General features: G+C 72.4%; 19 protein-coding genes. 11 read left to right on the top strand and 8 right to left on the bottom strand.

Annotated elements, in window-relative coordinates; translation table 11 throughout:
- The first annotated feature begins 355 nt into the window (after window positions 1–355).
- The 5 genes from F1544_RS10215 (at window position 356) to F1544_RS10235 (ending at window position 4879) form a co-directional block, all read left to right on the top strand.
- Window positions 356–1102: a hypothetical protein gene (locus F1544_RS10215; RefSeq protein ID WP_167584907.1), complete on the top strand. Its 747-nt coding sequence runs from the start codon at window positions 356–358 to the stop codon at window positions 1100–1102.
- A 209-nt stretch (window positions 1103–1311) separates the two neighbouring features.
- Window positions 1312–2073, top strand: a complete 762-nt coding sequence (locus F1544_RS10220) for an SDR family NAD(P)-dependent oxidoreductase (RefSeq protein ID WP_167584909.1) — start codon at window positions 1312–1314, stop codon at window positions 2071–2073.
- A 68-nt stretch (window positions 2074–2141) separates the two neighbouring features.
- Window positions 2142–3404 (top strand): MFS transporter, encoded by a 1263-nt coding sequence (locus F1544_RS10225; RefSeq protein ID WP_167584911.1) that lies wholly within the window; start codon window positions 2142–2144, stop codon window positions 3402–3404.
- A gap of 80 nt (window positions 3405–3484) precedes the next feature.
- Window positions 3485–4114 (top strand): TetR/AcrR family transcriptional regulator, encoded by a 630-nt coding sequence (locus F1544_RS10230; RefSeq protein ID WP_167584913.1) that lies wholly within the window; start codon window positions 3485–3487, stop codon window positions 4112–4114.
- 171 nt (window positions 4115–4285) lie between these two features.
- The gene (locus tag F1544_RS10235) at window positions 4286–4879 is read left to right on the top strand and encodes a GrpB family protein (RefSeq protein ID WP_167584915.1); all 594 of its coding nucleotides are present in this window, start codon (window positions 4286–4288) and stop codon (window positions 4877–4879) included.
- 132 nt (window positions 4880–5011) lie between these two features.
- Here the strand turns inward: F1544_RS10235 and F1544_RS10240 are convergent, their stop codons facing one another.
- Window positions 5012–5635, bottom strand: a complete 624-nt coding sequence (locus F1544_RS10240) for a TetR/AcrR family transcriptional regulator (RefSeq protein ID WP_167584917.1) — start codon at window positions 5633–5635, stop codon at window positions 5012–5014.
- Between the two features lie 341 nt (window positions 5636–5976).
- Here F1544_RS10240 and F1544_RS10245 point away from each other — a divergent pair, with 341 nt between their 5' ends.
- The 4 genes from F1544_RS10245 to F1544_RS10260 all read left to right on the top strand — a co-directional run bounded on the left by F1544_RS10245 (window position 5977) and on the right by F1544_RS10260 (window position 9916).
- Window positions 5977–6828, top strand: a complete 852-nt coding sequence (locus F1544_RS10245) for an SDR family NAD(P)-dependent oxidoreductase (protein ID WP_167584919.1) — start codon at window positions 5977–5979, stop codon at window positions 6826–6828.
- A 35-nt stretch (window positions 6829–6863) separates the two neighbouring features.
- The gene (locus F1544_RS10250) at window positions 6864–7748 is read left to right on the top strand and encodes a transketolase (protein ID WP_208971648.1); all 885 of its coding nucleotides are present in this window, start codon (window positions 6864–6866) and stop codon (window positions 7746–7748) included.
- Window positions 7748–8761, top strand: a complete 1014-nt coding sequence (locus tag F1544_RS10255) for a transketolase family protein (RefSeq protein ID WP_208971649.1) — start codon at window positions 7748–7750, stop codon at window positions 8759–8761. The genes F1544_RS10250 and F1544_RS10255 overlap by 1 nt, the downstream gene beginning before the upstream one ends.
- A gap of 126 nt (window positions 8762–8887) precedes the next feature.
- Window positions 8888–9916: an ATP-dependent 6-phosphofructokinase gene (locus F1544_RS10260; protein WP_167584921.1), complete on the top strand. Its 1029-nt coding sequence runs from the start codon at window positions 8888–8890 to the stop codon at window positions 9914–9916.
- A gap of 198 nt (window positions 9917–10114) precedes the next feature.
- On the opposite strand, the gene F1544_RS10265 is transcribed toward F1544_RS10260, so the two are convergent.
- Together F1544_RS10265 and F1544_RS10270 are read right to left on the bottom strand one after the other, a co-directional pair.
- Window positions 10115–11020, bottom strand: coding sequence for an NAD(P)-dependent oxidoreductase (locus F1544_RS10265; protein ID WP_167584923.1), 906 nt, complete (start codon window positions 11018–11020; stop codon window positions 10115–10117).
- A gap of 150 nt (window positions 11021–11170) precedes the next feature.
- Window positions 11171–11356, bottom strand: a complete 186-nt coding sequence (locus F1544_RS10270; RefSeq protein WP_167584925.1) for a hypothetical protein — start codon at window positions 11354–11356, stop codon at window positions 11171–11173.
- 36 nt (window positions 11357–11392) lie between these two features.
- Between F1544_RS10270 and F1544_RS10275 the strand changes: the two genes are divergently transcribed.
- Complete coding sequence (locus F1544_RS10275) at window positions 11393–11986, top strand: cysteine hydrolase family protein (RefSeq protein WP_167584927.1); 594 nt, start codon at window positions 11393–11395, stop codon at window positions 11984–11986.
- Window positions 11987–12241: 255 nt separating this feature from the next.
- On the opposite strand, the gene F1544_RS10280 is transcribed toward F1544_RS10275, so the two are convergent.
- The 4 genes from F1544_RS10280 to F1544_RS10295 form a co-directional block, all read right to left on the bottom strand.
- Window positions 12242–12907, bottom strand: coding sequence for a response regulator (locus tag F1544_RS10280; RefSeq protein WP_167584929.1), 666 nt, complete (start codon window positions 12905–12907; stop codon window positions 12242–12244).
- Window positions 12904–14178: a sensor histidine kinase gene (locus F1544_RS10285; RefSeq protein ID WP_167584931.1), complete on the bottom strand. Its 1275-nt coding sequence runs from the start codon at window positions 14176–14178 to the stop codon at window positions 12904–12906. The genes F1544_RS10280 and F1544_RS10285 overlap by 4 nt, the downstream gene beginning before the upstream one ends.
- A gap of 70 nt (window positions 14179–14248) precedes the next feature.
- A complete protein-coding gene (locus tag F1544_RS10290) occupies window positions 14249–15775 on the bottom strand; it encodes an alpha/beta hydrolase (protein ID WP_167584933.1) in 1527 nt (508 codons plus the stop codon).
- A 73-nt stretch (window positions 15776–15848) separates the two neighbouring features.
- Window positions 15849–16562: a TetR/AcrR family transcriptional regulator gene (locus F1544_RS10295; protein ID WP_167584935.1), complete on the bottom strand. Its 714-nt coding sequence runs from the start codon at window positions 16560–16562 to the stop codon at window positions 15849–15851.
- 126 nt (window positions 16563–16688) lie between these two features.
- Here F1544_RS10295 and F1544_RS10300 point away from each other — a divergent pair, with 126 nt between their 5' ends.
- Window positions 16689–17522: an SDR family NAD(P)-dependent oxidoreductase gene (locus F1544_RS10300; protein ID WP_167584937.1), complete on the top strand. Its 834-nt coding sequence runs from the start codon at window positions 16689–16691 to the stop codon at window positions 17520–17522.
- Here the strand turns inward: F1544_RS10300 and F1544_RS10305 are convergent.
- A complete protein-coding gene (locus F1544_RS10305) occupies window positions 17491–18666 on the bottom strand; it encodes an epoxide hydrolase family protein (RefSeq protein WP_167584939.1) in 1176 nt (391 codons plus the stop codon). The genes F1544_RS10300 and F1544_RS10305 overlap by 32 nt on opposite strands.
- Between the last annotated feature and the right edge of the window lie 87 nt (window positions 18667–18753).

An 18753-nucleotide genomic window follows, 5' to 3' on the forward strand; every position in this document is an offset into this window, starting at 1 on the left:
CCCGGCCGGGGTGTCCGCGCGGCGGCGGCGTGGCTGCTGCTGGTCCTGCCGCTCGGTGCGGCCGGGGAAGTGCTCCTGCACCTCGTCCTGGCCTGACGTGATCGCCGGACGCGGGCCAACGGCGTCGTTGCGGTGACCGCATGGGAACCGTGAAGCCGTGGCACATCGTGGTGCTGGTCCTGATCGTCCTCGTGGTCGCTGCCGTCGTGGGCATCGTCGCTCGGGTGGCGCGGGCCGGTCGCCGCCGCTATGACCTCCAGCAGAACTCCGGCGGTCACCTCGTCCCGCGGCCCTGCCGCCCGGTCGGGGGAGTTCCAGGGACGGGTTCCGCGGCCCGCGACGACAGGGTGGGTGGATGCGACGCGAGGGACTGGGGCAGCTGTGGCAGCTGCCCGACGACGTCAGCGCGGCCGACTGGATCGTGGCCGCGGTGCGCACCTTCGACCACACGGTCGGCTCGCTGGTGCCGCCGGTCTTCGAGGCGTACGCGCGGGTCTTCCACCCGGCCGCCCGGCGCGACGACTTCGGCCGCGACGTCTCGGTCAGCTGGGCGGAGGTCGCCGCGGCCAACGGCCGCCAGGCCCACGCGGGCATGGAGTGGGTCGCCGTCACCGGTTCCTGGGAGTACCACCACGGCCAGACGCAATCCGAGGTGTGGGACCTCGAACCGGTCGAGGGCAGCCTGCCCGCCGCGCAGGCCGCGGCGCTGGTGCCGGTGCTGGCGCGTTCCACCGGAACTCCCGACGACTGCCTCTACGCCGTGTGGGAGGGGTTCGGCGCGCTCGGCCTGGCGGGGGTCGCGAAGACCGTGGCCATGCCGTCGCGGGAGATGCTGCTCTTCACGGGGCCGCTGTCGCAGGCGGCGCAGGTCTCGATGGAGGAGGGTCCGCGGGAGCAGAGCCCGAGCCTGTGGTGGCCGGCGGACCGGGCGTGGTGCGTGGCCACCGACGTCGACCTGATGACTACCTACGTGGGTGGCAGCCGGGCCTGCATCGACGCGGTGCTGGCTGCGCCCGGCCTGGAGGCGTGGGACGTGGATCACCGCCAGCGCGTGACCTGGGACAGCGACACCCTGAACCCGCAGCCGCAGCGACCGGAGTGACCGCGGCACGTGCCGTCGGTGGAGGCTTCGACGACCGCTCCCTCGTCGTCCTCTCCGGCCCCACGCGGCCACAGGACCCCCGTCGCGGCGGCGCCCAGGACCGTCGCCGTGAGACCACGGCAGCAACCCCCGCCCGGTAGTTCTTGACTGACTGGTCCAGCAAGGCGTACGTTCAAGACCAATCAGTCAACAACCGAACGGGAGCCACCGTGAACAGCACCGCGAACCCCAACGCCCTCACCGGCAGGACCGCCCTGGTCACCGGCGGCACGTCCGGCATCGGCCTGGCCGTCGTCCACCGCTTCGTCGCCGAGGGCGCCCACGTCGTCCTCACCGGCCGGCGCCAGGCCCAGCTCGACGCGGTCGCGGCCGAGCTCGGCGACGCCGTCACCACCGTGCGCGCCGACGCCTCCGACCCGGCTCAGGTCGCCGCCCTCTTCGACGCCGTCGCCGCCCGCGGCACCGGGCTGGACGCGGTGCACGTCAACGCCGGCCTCGGGGAGTTCAAGCCCCTGGCCGACGTCAGCCCCGCCGACATCGACGCCGCCTTCGCCACCAACGTCCGCGGCACCACGCTGACCGTGCAGGGGGCTCTGCCCTTCCTGAACGACGGCGCCACCATCGTGGTGACCGGGTCCACCGCCGCCTCGGGGACGGAGAAGAGCTTCGGCCTCTACGGCGCCTCCAAGGCCGCGGTCGCCACGCTGACCCGCACGTGGGCCGCCGAACTGGCCCCGCGCGGCATCCGCATCAACACCGTCATCCCCGGCCCGACCGAGACCCCGGGGCTGAAGGGCCTGGCCCCGGGCAGCGGGGACGCCCTGGTCCAGCAGATCGCCGCCGGGCTGCCGTTCGGGCGGGTGTTGCGGCCCGAGGAGGTCGCCGCCGTCGTCCTCTTCCTCGTCTCGCAGGAGAGCTCGGGCATGACCGGCAGCGAGGTCTACGTCGACGGCGGCTCCACCATCGCCTGATCCCGCACCGCCTCATCCCGGCCCACCCCGACCACCCCGACCACCCACCACCAGCGAGGAGCTCCCCCGTGGACGACCGCACCCCCACCCCCCTTCCGCCCGCGACCGACCCCGCCGCGAGGCGCGGGTGGCTCGGTGTCTCCTCCGTCGCCCTCGGCTCCTTCGCGATCGTCCTGTCGGAGTTCCTGCCCGTCGGGCTCCTGACCTCCATCGCCTCCGACCTCGACGTCCGGATCGGGACGGCCGGCCTCATGGTCGTCGTCACGGGCCTCTTCGCGGCGATCGCCGCCCCCGCCGTGACGGTGGCCGCCTCCGGCCTCGACCGGCGGGTCGTCCTCGTCGGCCTCAGCGCGCTGCTGGTCCTCTCCGACGTCCTCGCCGCCCTCGCCCCGGGCTTCGCCGTCCTCCTGCTGGCCCGTGTCCTGCTGGGGGTCAGCCTCGGCGGGTTCTGGGCGACCGGGGCCGGGATCGCGGGGCGGCTGGTGCCCGCGGGCGACACGATCCGCGCGACCGCGCTGATCACCGGCGGGATCTCCGTGGCCACCGTCGTGAGCCTCCCGCTGGGCGCGGCGGTCTCGGCGCTGTCGACCTGGCGCCTCGCCTTCGTCATCGGCGCCGCCGTCGGGCTCCTCGCGCTGCTCCTGCAGCTGCTGACGCTGCCGGGCATCCCCTCGGCCCACCGGGTCGGGGTGTCCGCGCTCGGCTCGCTGTTCCGGGTTCCGCGCGCCCGGATCGGGCTCGTCGCGGCGGCGTTCGCCTTCGCCGCGCAGTTCGCCGCCTCGACCTACGTCACCCCCTTCCTGCAGGACCGGGCCGCGGCGGGCCCCGCGACGGTGACCGCCGCGCTCCTCGCGTTCGGCGTGGCCGGGATCGCGGGCAACTTCGCGGCCGGCGCGACCTTGAGCCGCAGCGTCCTGGGCACGACGGCGATCGCGAAGGTCGTGCTCGCCGCGGCGGTGCTGCTGCTGCCGCTGCTCGCGCACTCGACCGTCGCGGTCCTCACCCTGGTCGTGGTGTGGGGCTTCGTGTGGGGGGCACTGCCCCTGGCTCTGCAGACGTGGATGTCCACCGCGTCACCGGCGGGTGTCGAGACCGGGCTCGCCCTGTTCGTCACCACGCTCCAGCTCGCCCTAGCCGCGGGCTCCGTCCTCGGCGGCGCAGTCGTGACGGTGTCCGGTCTCGACGCGGACTTCCGGCTCGCCGGTGCGATCGCGCTGGTCGGGGCCGTCGTGTTCCTCGCGCTCGGCTCCCGTCCCGCGGCCACCGCCGGCGTCCCGGCCGAGGGCGCACCCGATCACGGGAGCGTCCCCACCGCGCCGCGATCCTCCTGACGCGCCCAGCCCGCCCGTCCGCCCCCCGGTCGTGCGTCATCATGGACCAGCCGGTCACGAACCCGACCCCAAGGACGACCATGGCCAGACCCCGCACGTTCGACGAAGCCGACGTGATCGCCCGCGCCCGGAAGGCGTTCGCGGACACCGGTTTCGCCGGCACGTCCCTGGACACCCTCCTGGAGGCCACCGGCCTGGCGCGCCAGAGCCTGTACAACGCCTTCGGGGGCAAGAAGGAACTGTTCATGCGGGCGTTCCTCAGCGACGCCGCGGAGGCGGTCGAGGCGGTCGAGTCCATCCGGCACGGGGAGGACAGCCCCATCGGGCGCATCCGCTCCCAGCTGGTCAAGGTCGCCGTCGAGCAGGGTTCGGCGCAGGCTGCGCCCTCGCTGTTCACCAAGGCCGCCGTCGAGCTCTCGGCGCGCGACGCCGAGGTCGCCTCCACGGTCGAGGCCGCGTTCGAGTCGATGAGCCGGCACTACGCCGCGTGCATCGCCGAGGCCCAGGCCGCCGGGGAGATCGAGGCCTACGCCGACGCCGACGCCCTGGGGACGTTCTTCTGCGCCGTCATCGAGGGCATGTCCACCCTGGGCGGGTCCGGGGTGGCGCGAGCCACGTTGCTGGACATCGGCTTCACCAGCATGGCGGCCATCCCGATCACCGACCTGGGCCGTGAGCACCTCGGGACCGGCGACGGCGACTGGTCCTGACGGCACGGAGGACCAGGCGGCACGGAGGATCAGGCGGCATCACCTCGGCGTGCAGGGTGTCGTCGGTGGCGGCAGGGGGCTACCGCGCCGTTCCGGTCCCGGTGGGGATCGTGCCGGGTCCCGGCGCGCCGGGCCACGTCTCCTCCGGTGCCCCTCAGTAGCGTGCACTCCGTGCCTGGACCCGCTGTGCTGCAGCCCTACGACGCCGACTGGCCGCGACGCGCGGCTCGACTGCTCGCCGCCGTGGAACAGGCGGTGGAGCCGCTGAGGGTGGCCGAGTCGTTCGAGCACATCGGCTCCACGTCGGTGCCGGGCCTCGCCGCCAAGGCGTGCCTCGACCTCCAGGTCCAGGTCAGCGAGCTGCCGCCTCCCGAACTCCTGGACCGGGCCCTGGCCCCGACCGGCTTCGTCCCCACCACCGGTTCGCGACCGGACTCACCCGGGGTCCACCGCGACATTCCCCGCGGTTCGGAGCAGGTGCCCGACGAGGTCTGGCGCAAGCGGCTGTTCGTCTGCGACATCGAGGGACCCGGGGCCGCGATCCTGCACGTCCGGCTCACGGCCTCGCCGTGGGGCCGCTACGCCGTCTGGTTCCGCGACTGGCTGCGCGCCCACCCCGAGGCCCGCGACCGCTACGCCTCCTTCAAGGCCGGGGTGGCCGCGGAGCACGCCGGCGACGCCGACTACGACGACTACACCCGCGCCAAGACCGCGTTCTTCGACGAGGTGCAGGACCAGTTCGAGGCGTGGGGGCGCCGCCGCTGAACCGCCTGGGTGCCGCCGACTCGGCACCCGCGCCGAGGGACCCACTGGTCGGGCTGCGGCCAGTCGGTCGCCCACCGCTGGTTCGCGGTGTTCCCGCGCGGGAGAGGTGCGCCCCGATCAGCCGCTGCGGGCTCAATCCGGGTGGTGCAGCTCCGAGTGCCACGCCTCGGCGAGGGCGCGCACGACGTGAGCCTCGCGGTAGGGCATGCCCCGGACCTTCCACTCGAAGAAGGTGACCGCTGCGTTGACCTGCATGAGCATGACGCGAGTGATCGCCTCTTCCCGAGCATCGCCCTCCCAGCGGTCGAGGTGAGGTCCGAGGCACTCGGCCTGCTCCCTCAGCAGCGTCCAGTCCGTCTGGGCGAACGAGGCGTTGGCGAAGCTCACCTTCATCCCCACCTCGAGACCCACCCGGTGCCGTTGGAAGTGATCGGTGAGCCTCCTCACCCAGTTCTCCACCTCCGCGCGTGACGGTCGGCCCAGTCCAGCGAGTTGGCGGTACAGCTCGCGCAACTCCTCCTGGCCTTCCGTGCCGATCGCGATGGAGAGCTGCGACTTGTCGGAGAAGTGGAGGTAGAACGCGGCGCGACTGACACCCGCCTTCTCGGCGATCTGCTCCACCGTCGTGTTCTCGAAACCACGCTCGAGGATGAGTGACGATGCGGCCGCGACGATACCGTCTCGCGTCTCCTGTCGTCGGCGTTCGTGGATCGTCGGACGTCGCGCGGGTTCCTCGATGTCCGTTCCAGGAGGCATCCGTCCACCGTACTCCTGGACCTGCGACACAGGCGGTGCGGACCGAGGAACCGCGCACCGTCGTCACCGAGGCCTCGTACGGCGGAACGAGGACGACTGTCCTCGAGCCGTGCGTCGCCGAGTCGAGCAGGGGGATCCCGGCCGACTCCGCTCTCGGCGCGTGCGTCCCGGAGCCTGGCGGCGGAGACCTGGTCGGCGCGTGGTCGACCAGGAGGTGGAGGAGGCTGACGGCAGTCGGACTAGACGTACGTCTACTCACTTGACACGCGTCTAGTAACTACTTAGTCTCCGTCCACCGGGTGCTCACCCGGCGTTGGACACGGATGCAAGGAGGCATCGAGATGGCTACAGCTACAGCCACCCCGCTCGACGAGCTGCTGCCCACGCGGGCCCGCTTCGACCTCACGGGCAAGGTCGCTCTGGTCACCGGGGGAGCCGGCGGGATCGGGCGATCGACCGCCTCCGCCCTCGCCGACCTCGGAGCGGACGTGGCAGTCGTGGATCTCAAGATCGACACCGCCCGCGAGGTCGCCGAGTTCATCTCGTCCCGCTACGACGTGAAGACGACCGCACTCGAGACCGACGTGGCCGATGAGGCGTCCGTGGTCTCCATGTTCGACCAGGTCGTCCGCGACCTCGGCGGACTGGACGTCGTCCACAGCAACGCGGGCATCATCACCGGCGACGACAGCGCCGACATGCCGCTCGACTCGTGGCGGCGGATGATCGACATCAACCTCACGAGCATGTTCCTGGTGAATCGTCACGCTGCGCGGGTGATGAAGCAGGCGGGGACCCGCGGCTCGGTCATCAACACCGCCTCGATGTCCGGCAGCATCGTGAACCAGGCACCCCCGGGTTCCCGCCACGGGATCGCCTACTCGACCACGAAGGCCGGCGTGAAGCACCTCACGAAGGGCATGGCCGCCGACTACGCCGTCGACGGGATCCGGTTCAACAGCATCAGCCCGGGCGTCATGATCTCCGGGATCCACGACGGGTTCCTCAGCCAGATCGGCATCTCGGCGGAGGACTTCCTCGCGACCGCCAAGTCCGGTCCGTCACACCTTCCGATGGAGCGGTTCGGCACGATGGACGAGATCGGCGGCATCGTCGCCTTCCTCGCCACGGACCTCGCTTCGTTCATCACCGGCGCGGACATCCTCGTCGACGGCGGAACCACGGTCTGGTGACCCCACCCTCGCAGCTCGACCAGAAGGAGAACGACGTGACGAACCCGACCACCGCTCTGGACGTCGACCTCGAACTGGTCGAGCACCTGGAGGACAGGGCCGCCCACATCCGCAAGCAGGTCGTCCGCGGCGCCTACCTCATCCCTGGCACGGTCCACCTCGGGGGACCGCTCAGCGCCACGGACGTCGCGGTCGCGCTCTACTACCACTTCCTCGGCTTCGACCCGGAGAACCTGGACGATCCCGACCGCAACCGGTTCATCCTCAGCAAGGGCCACAACGGCGTCCTGCTGTACAACATCCTCGCCGACCTCGGCCTGTACACCTTCGACGAGGTCTTCGGGGGGTACAACAAGCCCCACCACCCGTTCGGGATGCACCCGAACATGCACTACATCAGGGGCATCGAGGCCTCGACCGGCTCGCTCGGACACGGTCTGTCGCTCGGCGTCGGGCTCTCGCTGGCCAACCGCGCGGACGGACGCACCTCCCGGACCTTCGTCATGACCGGCGACGGAGAGATGGAGGAGGGGTCGAACTGGGAGGCGATCATGTACGCCGGGTCGCACGGTCTGTCCAACCTCGTCGCCATCGTGGACTTCAACCGCTCGACAGGCTCCTTCCGCCACGGCGAGCACATGGTCGTCGACTGGAAGCCGGCGTTCGAGTCGTTCGGCTGGGACGTGGTCGAGATCGACGGCAACGACATGACGGCCGTGGTCCGGGCCTTCTCGCAGTTGCCTCCGGTCGTGCCCGGTGAGAAGGGCAAGCCGGTCGCGGTCATCTCGAACACCGTGAAGGGCTTCGGTGTCGACTTCATGAACGGCCCGAAGTGGCACCTGGGAAGCATCAACGACGAGAACCTGCAGATCGCGATCGAGAGCATCGACCGCAACAAGCTCGCGAGGAGGAGCCACTGATGTTCGAGAAGGGCAACGCTTCGTTCAACTTCAGCATGGACGACGCCGTGCAGATGATGAACGCCCGAGACCTCGTCCCGAAGAAGATCCTCCAGCTCATCGAGAAGGACGAGCGGATCGCCTACCTCAACTCCGACGCCATGCCGGAGGGGTCCAACGTCCGCGCGGTGTCCGAGCGACTGCCCGACCGCGTCACCGACGTCGGCATCGCGGAGATGAACCTCGTGGGCATCTCCGCGGGCATGGCCCTCGCGGGGAAGATCCCCTTCGCGAACGCGTTCGGGCCCTTCCTCTCGCTGCGGGCCGTCGACCAGATCCACACGGACGTCGCCTACCAGAACCTCCCCGTCCGGCTCATCGCCACCCACGGAGGGACGACCCCCGGTGGAGGCCCCACGCACTACGCCATCTGCGACTTCGCGATCATGAACTCGATCCCGAACATGACCGTGATCGCGCCCTCCGACGCGAACCAGTCGGTCAAGGTCATCGAGGCGTCCGTCGACTACCCGGGGCCGATCTTCATGCGCATCGCGCGCGGTGATGAGCCCCAGGTCTACCCGGACGGGGCCGACTACGACTTCGAGATCGGGAAGTCCATCCGTGTCCGCGAGGGTGTGGACGCGACGATCATCGGCGCCGGAGTCGGCGTCTGGCTGGGCCTGCAGGCTTCGCTGCGCCTGGAGCAGGAGGGCTTCAGCGTCCGCGTGATCGACATGCACACCATCAAGCCGCTCGACCGCGAGGCCGTCGTGGCTGCGGCACGCGAGACCGGTCACATCGTGACCGTCGAGGACCACAACATCGAGGGAGGTCTCGGAACCCTCGTCGCGGCCGCCATCGCCGAGGCCGGAGTCGCCGTGAAGCTGAAGAAGCTCGGGGTCCCCGACGAGTTCGCCCTGCTGGGCAACCCGGACTCGATCTACCCGGAGTACGGCTACGACGTCGAAGGGGTCACGAACACCACGCGCGCCCTGATCAGTCCTGACGCGCCCGCCGGGGCGCAGGGGTGACGCGTCGCCGTGCCCGCCCGCTCCGACGCAGGGACGTCGCCGCGGGACCGGGCACGGCGATGCATCGCCCACCGCACTGGGTCGAGCCCATCGGGCCCACTCGCCCATGCTCCTCGAGAGGTCTCCATGCGCATCGGTCTGCTGACGTCCGGCGGTGACTGCCCGGGGCTGAACGCCGTCATCAGAGGGGCGGTCCTGGCCGGAACACGTGCTCACGACAACGACTTCGTCGGCTTCAAGTACGGTTGGAAGGGTGTCCTGGAAGCAGACCTGGTGGCGCTCGACCGCCTCAGCGTCCGCGGCATCTCCAAGCAGGGCGGCACCATCCTCGGCTCCTCGCGCACCAACCCGTTCGAGGGACCGCGCGGTGGTGCGGCGAACGTCGCGAAGGTCCTCCACGACCACCAGGTCGACGGCATCATCGCCATCGGCGGAGAAGGGACGCTCACCGCCGCCCGTCGACTCGCCGATGCCGGCCTGCCCGTGCTCGGTGTCCCCAAGACGATCGACAACGACCTCGCCGCGACCGACTACTCCTTCGGCTTCGACACCGCCGTGGAGATCGCCACCGAGGCCATCGACCGCATCCGCACGACTGCCGAGTCCCACCAGCGGTGCATCGTCGTGGAAGTGATGGGTCGCCATGCGGGGTGGATCGCCCTGCACTCGGGGATGGCGGCCGGCGCCCACGCCATCCTCATCCCCGAGCAGTCCGTGGGCCTCGGTGAGATCTGCACCTGGGTCGAGATGGTCAGGGACCGCGGCAGAGCTCCGGTCATCGTCGTCGCCGAAGGCTTCGTGCTCGAAGGTGCGGCCGAAGCGCACTCTCACAAGGGTCTCGACGCGTTCAACCGCCCTCGGTTGGGAGGGATCGCCGACCATCTCGCCCCGCTCATCCAGATGAAGACCGGCATCGAATCGCGAGCCACCACGCTCGGTTTCAGTCAGCGCGGAGGTGTGCCCAGCGCTTACGACCGCGTCTTCGCCACCCGGCTGGGGATGGCCGCCGCGGGTGCTGCCGCGAAGGGCCGGTGGGGAAGCATGGTGGCTCTGAGGGGCACGGACATCGTCTCGGTCAGCATCGCCGATGCCACCAACGCATTGAACCGCGTGCCCCAGGCACGCTACGACGAGGCGGCGCTCCTCTTCGGCTGACGCCGAGGTCGTCACACTTCCCCTGCGCCGCGACGTCGAGCTCGTCGTCTCGGCCCTGGCGACCATCGAGCGATTGACCTCCTCGCTGGATCTCTCGAACTCCTGAAGGGCAACCGCATGAAGATCCTGGTCGACACGTCGGTGCGGTGAGGTCAGCGCCGTCCGTCGGTTGTTCTGGCTGACCTCCCCGGCGGGCCGTCAGCGGCGCAGCTGCCGCCTCGTGCGCTCCTCGAGGAGCTTCACGGCGAGCAGCTCGCCGGGCTGCGGCCCGTACCGCTCCAGCGCGGCGCGGTGCAGCTGCGCCGACGCGTCGAGCACGGGGGTCGGGACCTCCGTCGCCCGGCTCATCGTGTCGACGGTGTCGAGCTCCTCCACGACCCGGTCGATCCCGAAGGTCGTCAGGTAGTCGCCGTCGAGGAGCCGGCCGAGGTGATCGTCGAGGAACCGGCTCCCCCCGGCGCTGTCCCGGAGCAGGCCGTGCAGAGCGGGAGCAGTGAGGCCCAGCCCCTGCCCGACGAGCATCGCCTCCGCCGCGGCGACGGCGTTGGCGAACCAGAGCGCGTTGGCGAGGAGCTTGACGGTCTGACCGTCCTCGGCCCGGGCACCCGCCCGCCGGACACCGCCCGGGCGCGCCAGCGTCCGCAGGACCGGCAGCGCCCGCTCGACGGCGGCGTCGTTCCCGCTGACGAAGAAGCTGAGGTCGCCGGCCGTGGCCTCGGCCACCGAACCACCCATCGGGGCGGACACGACCGCGGTGCCGCGTCGGCTCGCCTCCTCGGCGAGCCCGCGCGTGACGGCGGGATCGCCCGAGGTGAGGTCGAGCCACAGCGCACCGGGGCGCAGCGCCGGCAGCGCCTCGCGGAGGCAGGTGCTGAGCTCACCCGGTCCGGGCAGGACCGTCACCAGGACGTCGGAGGACGCGGCGAGAGCGCGCACCGAGGGTCGCCACCGGACGCCGGCCACGGCGCCCTCCCGGGTGGGATCGGTGTCGAAGGCGCCGACGGTGAACCGGTGGCTGAGCCGCTCCGCGATGGGCGTCCCCATCCGCCCGAGCCCCACCAGCCCGAGCACGGGACGGTCGTCGCGAGTTCCAGGGTCGGACACGGCGGCACTGTCGCACACGCGCCGCCGCGTCGTCAGATCGGCTGCGCCGGTGGGTGTCCGCTGAGGATCCCGCGGTGAAGGTGCTCGGGAGGTAGCGCGCCGGGTCGAGGCCGGTCACGTGCGGGAGCTCGTCGCCCTGCGGATCTCCTGTCACCGGCTGCCGGCAGATGACGACCAGCCGCCCGGATCGCGGCACGAGCGGCGGTCGGCAGTCGCGATGTCCTCCTCGTACGACTCCGCGCGCCGCCCGGCGGCCCCGCCAGGGGAGGCGAGGTGGTGGCCGCCGGGTCTGGTCGCCGTGCCGGTCGGGCTGTCATCCTCGTCGTCGTGCAGCATGCGTTCGGAGTGCCGGTTCCGGAGAACCTGACCGAGATGTGCGCCGCTGGGGCCAGCGCGGTGCTGGTCTACGACGCTCAGGTCGGCATCTTCGCCCACGTCCGGGAGCGCGAGACGCTCACCGGGCGCATCGGCGCGGTGCTGACCGCCGCCCGAGCCGCCGCGGTCCCGGTGCTGTACGTGCGGCACGTGTCGTTGCCGCCGTCGCACCTGGGGGTGGCCGGGCTGCGCACGGCGATGGCCTGGCAGCGGGTGCCGCAGGCCGGCGACGTCGTGGCTCCCTTCCCGCCGGCGGCGCCGCAGACGCAGCTGGTCGCCGAGCTCACCCCGGTCGGGGCCGAGCCGGTGTTCGACAAGCTCGGCATGTCGGCGTTCGTGGGCACACCTCTGGAGGCGGTGCTGCGGGACCGGGGGGTGAGGACCCTGGTGCTCGTGGGGGCGGTGCTGGAGATCGGCATCGAGCCCACGGCCCGGCACGCCGCCGACCTCGGGTTCCTGCCGGTCGTGGTGCAGGACGCCTGCGGGGTGGTGGACGCCGAGGCGGCCCAGCGCTCGGTGCAGGCGCTGGACTACACCTTGAGCTGCTACCGCGGCACGGCCGCTCAGGTCGTGGCTGCCTTCGGCGGCTGAGCGGACCCCCCGGGCCAGGACGGGCCCAGCCCTGCTCGCCCTGAGGACAGGGTTCCCGCGCCGAGAACGGGGTCCCCCTGACCGCGGGACGCCGGAGGCCTCGGCGACGGGTCTGCTCGTCCCCGAGGGTTTCGACCTGGCGGACGCCCCGGCGTGCGAGGACCGGGTCGGTGTGGGCGAGAACCTGGCGTCGGCGGACGGGGCCGTCGGCGGTTCCTGACGAAGGAGCACCGGCAGGCCCGACCCGGTTCCTCCTCAGTCGTCCAGCAGGCCGAGCTCGTGGACGAGCACCACGGCCTGGACCCGGTCGCGCAGCGCCAGCTTGGTCAGGACGTGGGAGACGTGCGTCTTGACGGTCTGCTCGCCGATGAAGCAGGCGGTGGCGATCTCGGCGTTGGACAACCCGCGGCCCACCTGCAGCAGCACCTCGTGCTCGCGGGCGGTGAGCGTGCTCAGCGCCGGCGGTGGCGGGCGTCGCCCGAGGTGGGCGGAACCCAGGCCGGCGGCGAAGCGCTGGGCGAGGCGACGCGTCACCGACGGGTCGATGAGGGCGTCACCCCGGGCGGCGACCCGGATCGCGGCCAGCAGTTCGACGGTCGGCATCCCCTTCAGGCAGAAACCGCTGACGCCCGCCTGCAGCCCCCGGTGCAGGTACGTGTCGTCGTCGTAGGTCGTCAGCAGGATGATCCGCGTCCGCACCCCCTGCGCGAGCAGCGTCTCCGCCGCCTCGAGCCCGTCCATCGCGGGCATGCGCACGTCGAGCACGGCGACGTCGGGCACCAGCCGGGTGACGGCCTCGACCGCAGACCGTCCGTCCCCGACGTCGGCGACGCACTCGAGGTCCGGCTGGGTCTCGACCGCCGCGCGGAACCCGCTGCGGAACAGGTCGTGGTCGTCGGCCAGGACGACGCGGATGGTCACGGTGCCTCCAGCGGGAGGGTCGCCCGGGTGGACCAGGTGCGGCCGTCGGCCGCCGGACCGCTCGTGCAGGTCCCGCCGAAGACCTCGGCGCGTCGCCGGATCCCCGCCAGCCCGTAACCGCCCCCGGGTGTTCCCGCGGGGGCCGCGGCGATCGGGTTGACCCCGACGACCACCAGCGCGCGGGATTCCTGCCGCACCGTGAGGTCGAGTTCCCCCCGCCCGTGGCGCAGGGCGTTGGTGAGCACCTCCTGGACGATGCGGTAGGCCGCCAGCTGCACGGACTGCGGGAGGTGCCCGGCGTCCAGACCCGCCACCTCGCAGGTCACGTCGAGGCCGGCGCGCCGACTCCCCGCGAGGAGTTCGTCGAGGTCGGCGAGACCGGGCTGGCGAGCGCCGTCCGCGTTCTCGCCGGCCAGCAGGTCCAGCATGCGCCGCAGGTCGCTCATGGCCGAACCGCTGGACGTCTCGACGTGGTCGAGGGCGCGCGCGGCCAGGTCGTTCCCACGCCGGGGTGAACCGGTGGAGTCCGGCGTGGTGAGGGCGAGACGCCCTGCGGCGGCGTGCATCCCGATCGCGCTGACGTGGTGGGAGATCGTGTCGTGCAGGTCGCGGGCGATCGCCCCGCGCTCGGCGGTCAGGGCGCGGCTCAGGTCCTCCTGCGCCCGGCGGCGCTCGTCGGCGGCGGCGCGCTCGACCTCCTCGATGTGACCGGCCCGTCCGGTGGTGTAGCGCCCCATCAGCCACGGCAGGGCGGTGTTCGCCACCGTGGTCACCACGGCGACCGCCACGGCAGCCGTCACCGGTCCACCACCCGGACCCCGGCCCTGCACGAGCTGGGTCCCCGTCATCCCCAGCGCCAGCGCCGCGAGGGCCACCCACGAGGCGCGCCCCGTCACCCACGCACCGGCGCGGTAGCCGGCCACGACCAGGCCGGTGGAGTTCCCGGTGCCGAGGTCCTGGACGCCGCTGGCCTGCCACAGGAGGAGGGCCGTGGCGCAGCGCACGACGCCGTGGACCACCGCGACCGCACCCGCCGTGCGGGCCGGCAGCGCGAGCGCGAGGTCGGCCAGCAGGACCGCCGCGGCAGCGATCCACGTCAGCGGGGAGGAGAGCGCTCCCGACCCGGGGACCGACGAGATCGCCAGCCCGAACAGGACCCCGTCGCCCGCGGTGCACAGCGCGGCGATGAGGAGGGACTGCCGGCGCAGCCCGGTGTCCTCGTCGGTGCCCGCGGTGCGGACCTCGCCCGCGACCTCGTCGTGCAGCGTCATCGCCGGTCCTCCTCCCGCGCTCGTCCCGTGCCCATCCTGTCGTGTCCGTTCCACCGACCCGGGTGCGGACTCACACGTGCCCGGCGGCGATGAAGGAAAGGATCCGGGTCAGGCCCTCGGGTGTGGTCGCGGGGGTGTGCCCGGCGCCGGGGACCTCGACGAACGTCGCGTCCGGGAACTGCGCGGCCGCCTGCCGGCCCGAGGCGCTGGGGGTGTTGGCGTCGAGGTCGCCGTTCAGGACGAGGACGGGGACGTCGGGGAGTTCGGTGCCCCGGGCGAAGGGGACCTCGGCGGTGGGGTCGTCGGGCCAGGCGAGGCACGCACCGTTGTCGTAGTCGGCGCGGGTGGTCCACGCCGAGGCGCTGAACGGGGCGAACTCCTCCTCCTGCAGGTCCGCCTGCGTCGCGTCGTAGGTCTGCTCGCGCTCGGCGGGGCTGTCGGAGTAGTCGAAGGAGCGCAGGTAGTCGTGGCACGTGGTGGCCCAGCTCTGCGCGACCGACACCACCTCCGCGCCGGAGGACGCGATCTCGGCGGTGGCGGTCAGGCTGGCCGTCACGAACTCCCGCAGCGGCGCCAGGTCGCCCGTCCGGGCGGAGGCGGCGGCACCCGCCAGCGCCTGAAGCCCCTCGGGATCGGGGACGCTGGAGAAGACGCGCCCGGCCACCGAGGCGAGCCGCCACTCGTCCAGGACGACGTGGTGGGCGGCGCCCTCGAAGGGGACGTCCACGGACTCGGGGTGGGTGCGCAGCTGCGTTGCGAGGGAGGCGAGGTCGGCCAGCACGACGTCCCCCGAGCACGAGCCGAGGTTCTCGCAGGTCAGTTCCACGGCGCGGCGGAACGCGGCGGCCCCCACGGCGCCCGTGGGGTCGTCGTTGACCGAGTAGGCCCCGGCCAGGCTGAGGGTGCGCACGTGCTCGGGGTGGCGCTGCGCGTAGACGGGCATCAGGTAGGTGCCGTAGGAGAGACCCAGCAGGTCGAGGTCGTCGATGCCGAGGCTCGCGCGGACCGCGTCGACGTCGTCGGCGACGGCGTTGGTGCCGTAGTCGCCCACCCGGTCGCCGAGCTGCTCCCCGCAGGCCCCGATCGCCGCGCGCTGCTGCGCCAGGGTTCCGAACGTGTCGTCGGGCCCCTCCAGTGCGGCGCAGGTGATCGCGTCGGAGCGGCCCACCCCGCGGGGGTCGATCAGCAAGACGTCGCGCCGGTCCACCAGCGGCTGCAGGGCCTCGGTGAACAGGGCCCCGGTGGCGTCGATGGCGGAGGTCCCGGGGCCGCCGGGGTTGGGGACGATCGTGCCCAGGCCGGGGCGGGTGGTGTCGGTGCGGGGGACCAGGGCGAAGGCGACGCGGGTGCTCGCCGAGCCCGGGTCGCTGCGGTCCAGAGGCACGGTCACCGTCCCGCACACCGCGGTGGGCAGGGAGGGCAGGTCGGCACAGGATGCGAGGGCGGCCACGGTGGACGCCGGAGCCGTGGTCGCGGCCGTGGCGGGCCGGTCCGCTGCCGGGGCGGCCGGGTCCCCGTCCCCTCCGTCCCCGGCGCAGGAGGCGATCAGCGTCGCCGTCATCGTGGTGGCGAGCAGGAGGGGCAGGAGCTTCTTCACGGGGGTTCGTCCGTCCGGTGGAGGGGTGTTTCCGGTCGCCTCCGAACCTAGGAACCGGCCCCCCTCGCGGACGTCACGCGCGGGCGGGAGCGGCGCCTCCCTCCCGAGAGGGAGACGACGGCGCCGCGGGGGTGAGGCGGGCGACCGCCGTGACCACCCGGTCGAGCAGGTGGCGGCCCTCGGGCCACGGGAACCCGGGTGTGGCGGCGGGTGTGGTGACCACCCCGTGCAGGCAGGCGAAGAGGGCGGCGCTGTCCGCGCGGGGGTCGCTGCTGGTGGAGGTGCCGGCGTCCACGGCCTGCTGCAGCGCCGTGACGAGGACGTCGAAGGCCGCCGACCCCGCGGGGTAGGCGGGCGCACCGGCGGCGATGTCGGCGGGACCGCGCTCGAAGAGCACCCGGTAGCGCCCGGGCTGCTCGGCGGCGAACGTCACGTAGGCGGCGCACACCGCGCGCACCGCGCCGGCCGGGTCCGGGGCGGTGCGGGCCGCCTCGTGCGCGGCCGCCGCCAGCGCGGTGAACGCCTCCTCGACCAGGGCGGCGAGGACGGCGTCCCGGTCGGCGAAGTGCCGGTAGATGGACGGCGCGGCGATCCCCGCCCGCCGGGCGATGGCCCGCAGCGTGACGCCTTGGCCGGCGCCGGCGCCGGAGAGGAGTTCACCGGCGGCGTCGAGGATCTCCTGCCGCAGGTGCGCTCCCTGCCCGTAGGCGTTGACGGTGCGCCGGCCACCCCCGGGGTTCGCGGGGGAGTCCGCTGCCGCTGCCGGGTTTCCGTCGCTCGCGCTCACGCCACCAGCTTACGACTGTTAGGTGGTACGGTGAACCAGCTAACAAGCGTTAGTCGGTGGGATGGGGCCGAGGTCGGTCGCACCCACCACGACCCGCCCCCACGCAGCACGTCGACGGAGGACCCCATGCCCAAGACCATCGTGATCACCGGCGCCAGCGACGGCATCGGCGCCGCGGGCGCCCGGCGCCTGTCCGCCGACGGGCACACCGTCGTCGTCGTCGGTCGCTCCCCGGAGAAGACCGCGGCGATCGCGGCCGAGCTCGGCGTGGAAAGCCACGTCGCGGACTTCACCCGGCTCGACGACGTGCGCGAGCTGGCCGGGCGCCTGCGGTCGCGCCACCAGCGCATCGACGTCCTCGTCAACAACGCCGGCGGCGTCTTCGGGGACCGGACGCCCACGGCGGACGGTTTCGAGAAGACCCTCCAGGTCAACCACCTGGCTCCCTTCCTGCTGACCGACCTGCTGCTGGACGTCCTGATCAGCAGCCGGGCCACGATCGTGGCGACGTCCAGCATCGCCGCGCGCCTGTACGGCCACCTCGACCTCGACGACCTGGGCAACGCCCGGCGGTACTCGGCGAACAAGGCCTACGGGGACGCCAAGCTCGCCAACATCCTCACCACCCGGGCCCTGCACGACCGGTTCCACGGCGACGGCCTGGCCGCGGCCGCGTTCCACCCCGGTGTCGTGGCCACGGGTTTCGCCTCGGACACCACGAGCACCGCGATGAAGCTCGTCTACGCCAACCCGCTCGCGCGGCGGTTCATCGCCGGGCCGGACCGCGGAGCGGACCAGCTGGTGTGGCTGTCCACGTCCGCGCCGGGGACGGACTGGCGATCCGGTGAGTACTACGAGAAGCGGTCGGTGGCGTCTCGGGTGAACCCCCAGAGCCGCGACGACGACCTCGCCCGGCGCCTGTTCGACGTCAGCTCCGACCTCGTGCGCGCAGGCTCCTGAGTCCGGTCCGGATCTCGCGGACCAGGATCCCGGGTTGCTCAAGGGCGGCGAAGTGCCCGCCCCGTTCGGCCTCGCCGTAGTGGATGAGGTCGGTGTACGTGTCCTCGATCCAGCTGCGGGGCAGTCGCGGGATGTCGCCCGGGAACACCGTGACCGCCACCGGCAGCGCCAGCTTCGGGCCGGCGAGGCTTCCCGAGGAGTTCTCCCAGTACGTGCGACCCGAGGATGCCGCGCTGTTCGTGTACCAGTACAGCGAGATCGCGTCGAGCATGTCGTCGGTGCTGAGGACGTCCTCGGCCAGGCCCCGGTTGTCCGTCTTGGACTGGAACTTCTCGTAGATCCAGGCGGCCTGGCCGACCGGGGAGTCCGCGAGGGCGAAGCCGACCGTCTGGGGCTTCGTGCTCTGGAGGTGGTTCGACCCGCCCAGCACCCCGGTGTAGAGGGACAGGGACTCCACGGCGTGGCGCTCCTCGGGCGACAGCGCGTCGGGGACCTGCGCGGGGAAGGCGTACTGGGTGTTCAGGTGGATGCCGAGGAGGCCGGCGGGCCGCGCCGCCCCGAGGGCCGTGGTGACGACGGCTCCCCAGTCGCCGCCCTGCGCCGCCCACTCGTCGTACCCGAGGCGTTCCATCAGCTGCGCCCAGGCACCGGCGACCCGGCGGACGTCCCACCCGGTCCCGGTCGGCTTCTGGGAGAACCCGAAGCCGGGCAGCGAGGGGATGACGACGTCGAAGGAGTCCTCGACGTCCCCTCCGTGCGCCGCGGGGTCGGTCAGCGGGCCGATCAGGCGCAGGAACTCGACGATCGAGCCCGGCCACCCGTGCGTCAGGAGCAGTGGCATCACCTCCGGGTTCCCGGACCGGACGTGCAGGAAGTGGACGTCCAGCCCGTCGATCTCGGTCAGGAAGTTCGGGAACCCGTTGAGCTCGGACTCGAACCGCCGCCAGTCGTACTCGCGCTCCCAGTGGGCGACCAGCGAGCGGAGGTCCTCCGTGCGCACGCCCTGCGACCAGTCGCCCACCGTCTCGGGGTCCGGCCACCGCGTCCGGGCCAGTCGCTGCTGCAGGTCCGCGATCTCGGAGTCCGGAACCGCGACGGTGAACGGTCGGACGAGTGCGGGGGTCGTGGTGCCTGGTGCGGTCATGGCGGGGTCTCCTGGACGTCGGTCTCACGGTGCAGCCGTCCGCTGCACACGCGTGTGCATTGCACACTGATGTGCAAGGTAGGTCAT

Origin of the sequence: Kineococcus rubinsiae, assembly GCF_011839805.1 — a bacterium.
Taxonomy (GTDB): domain Bacteria; phylum Actinomycetota; class Actinomycetes; order Actinomycetales; family Kineococcaceae; genus Kineococcus; species Kineococcus rubinsiae.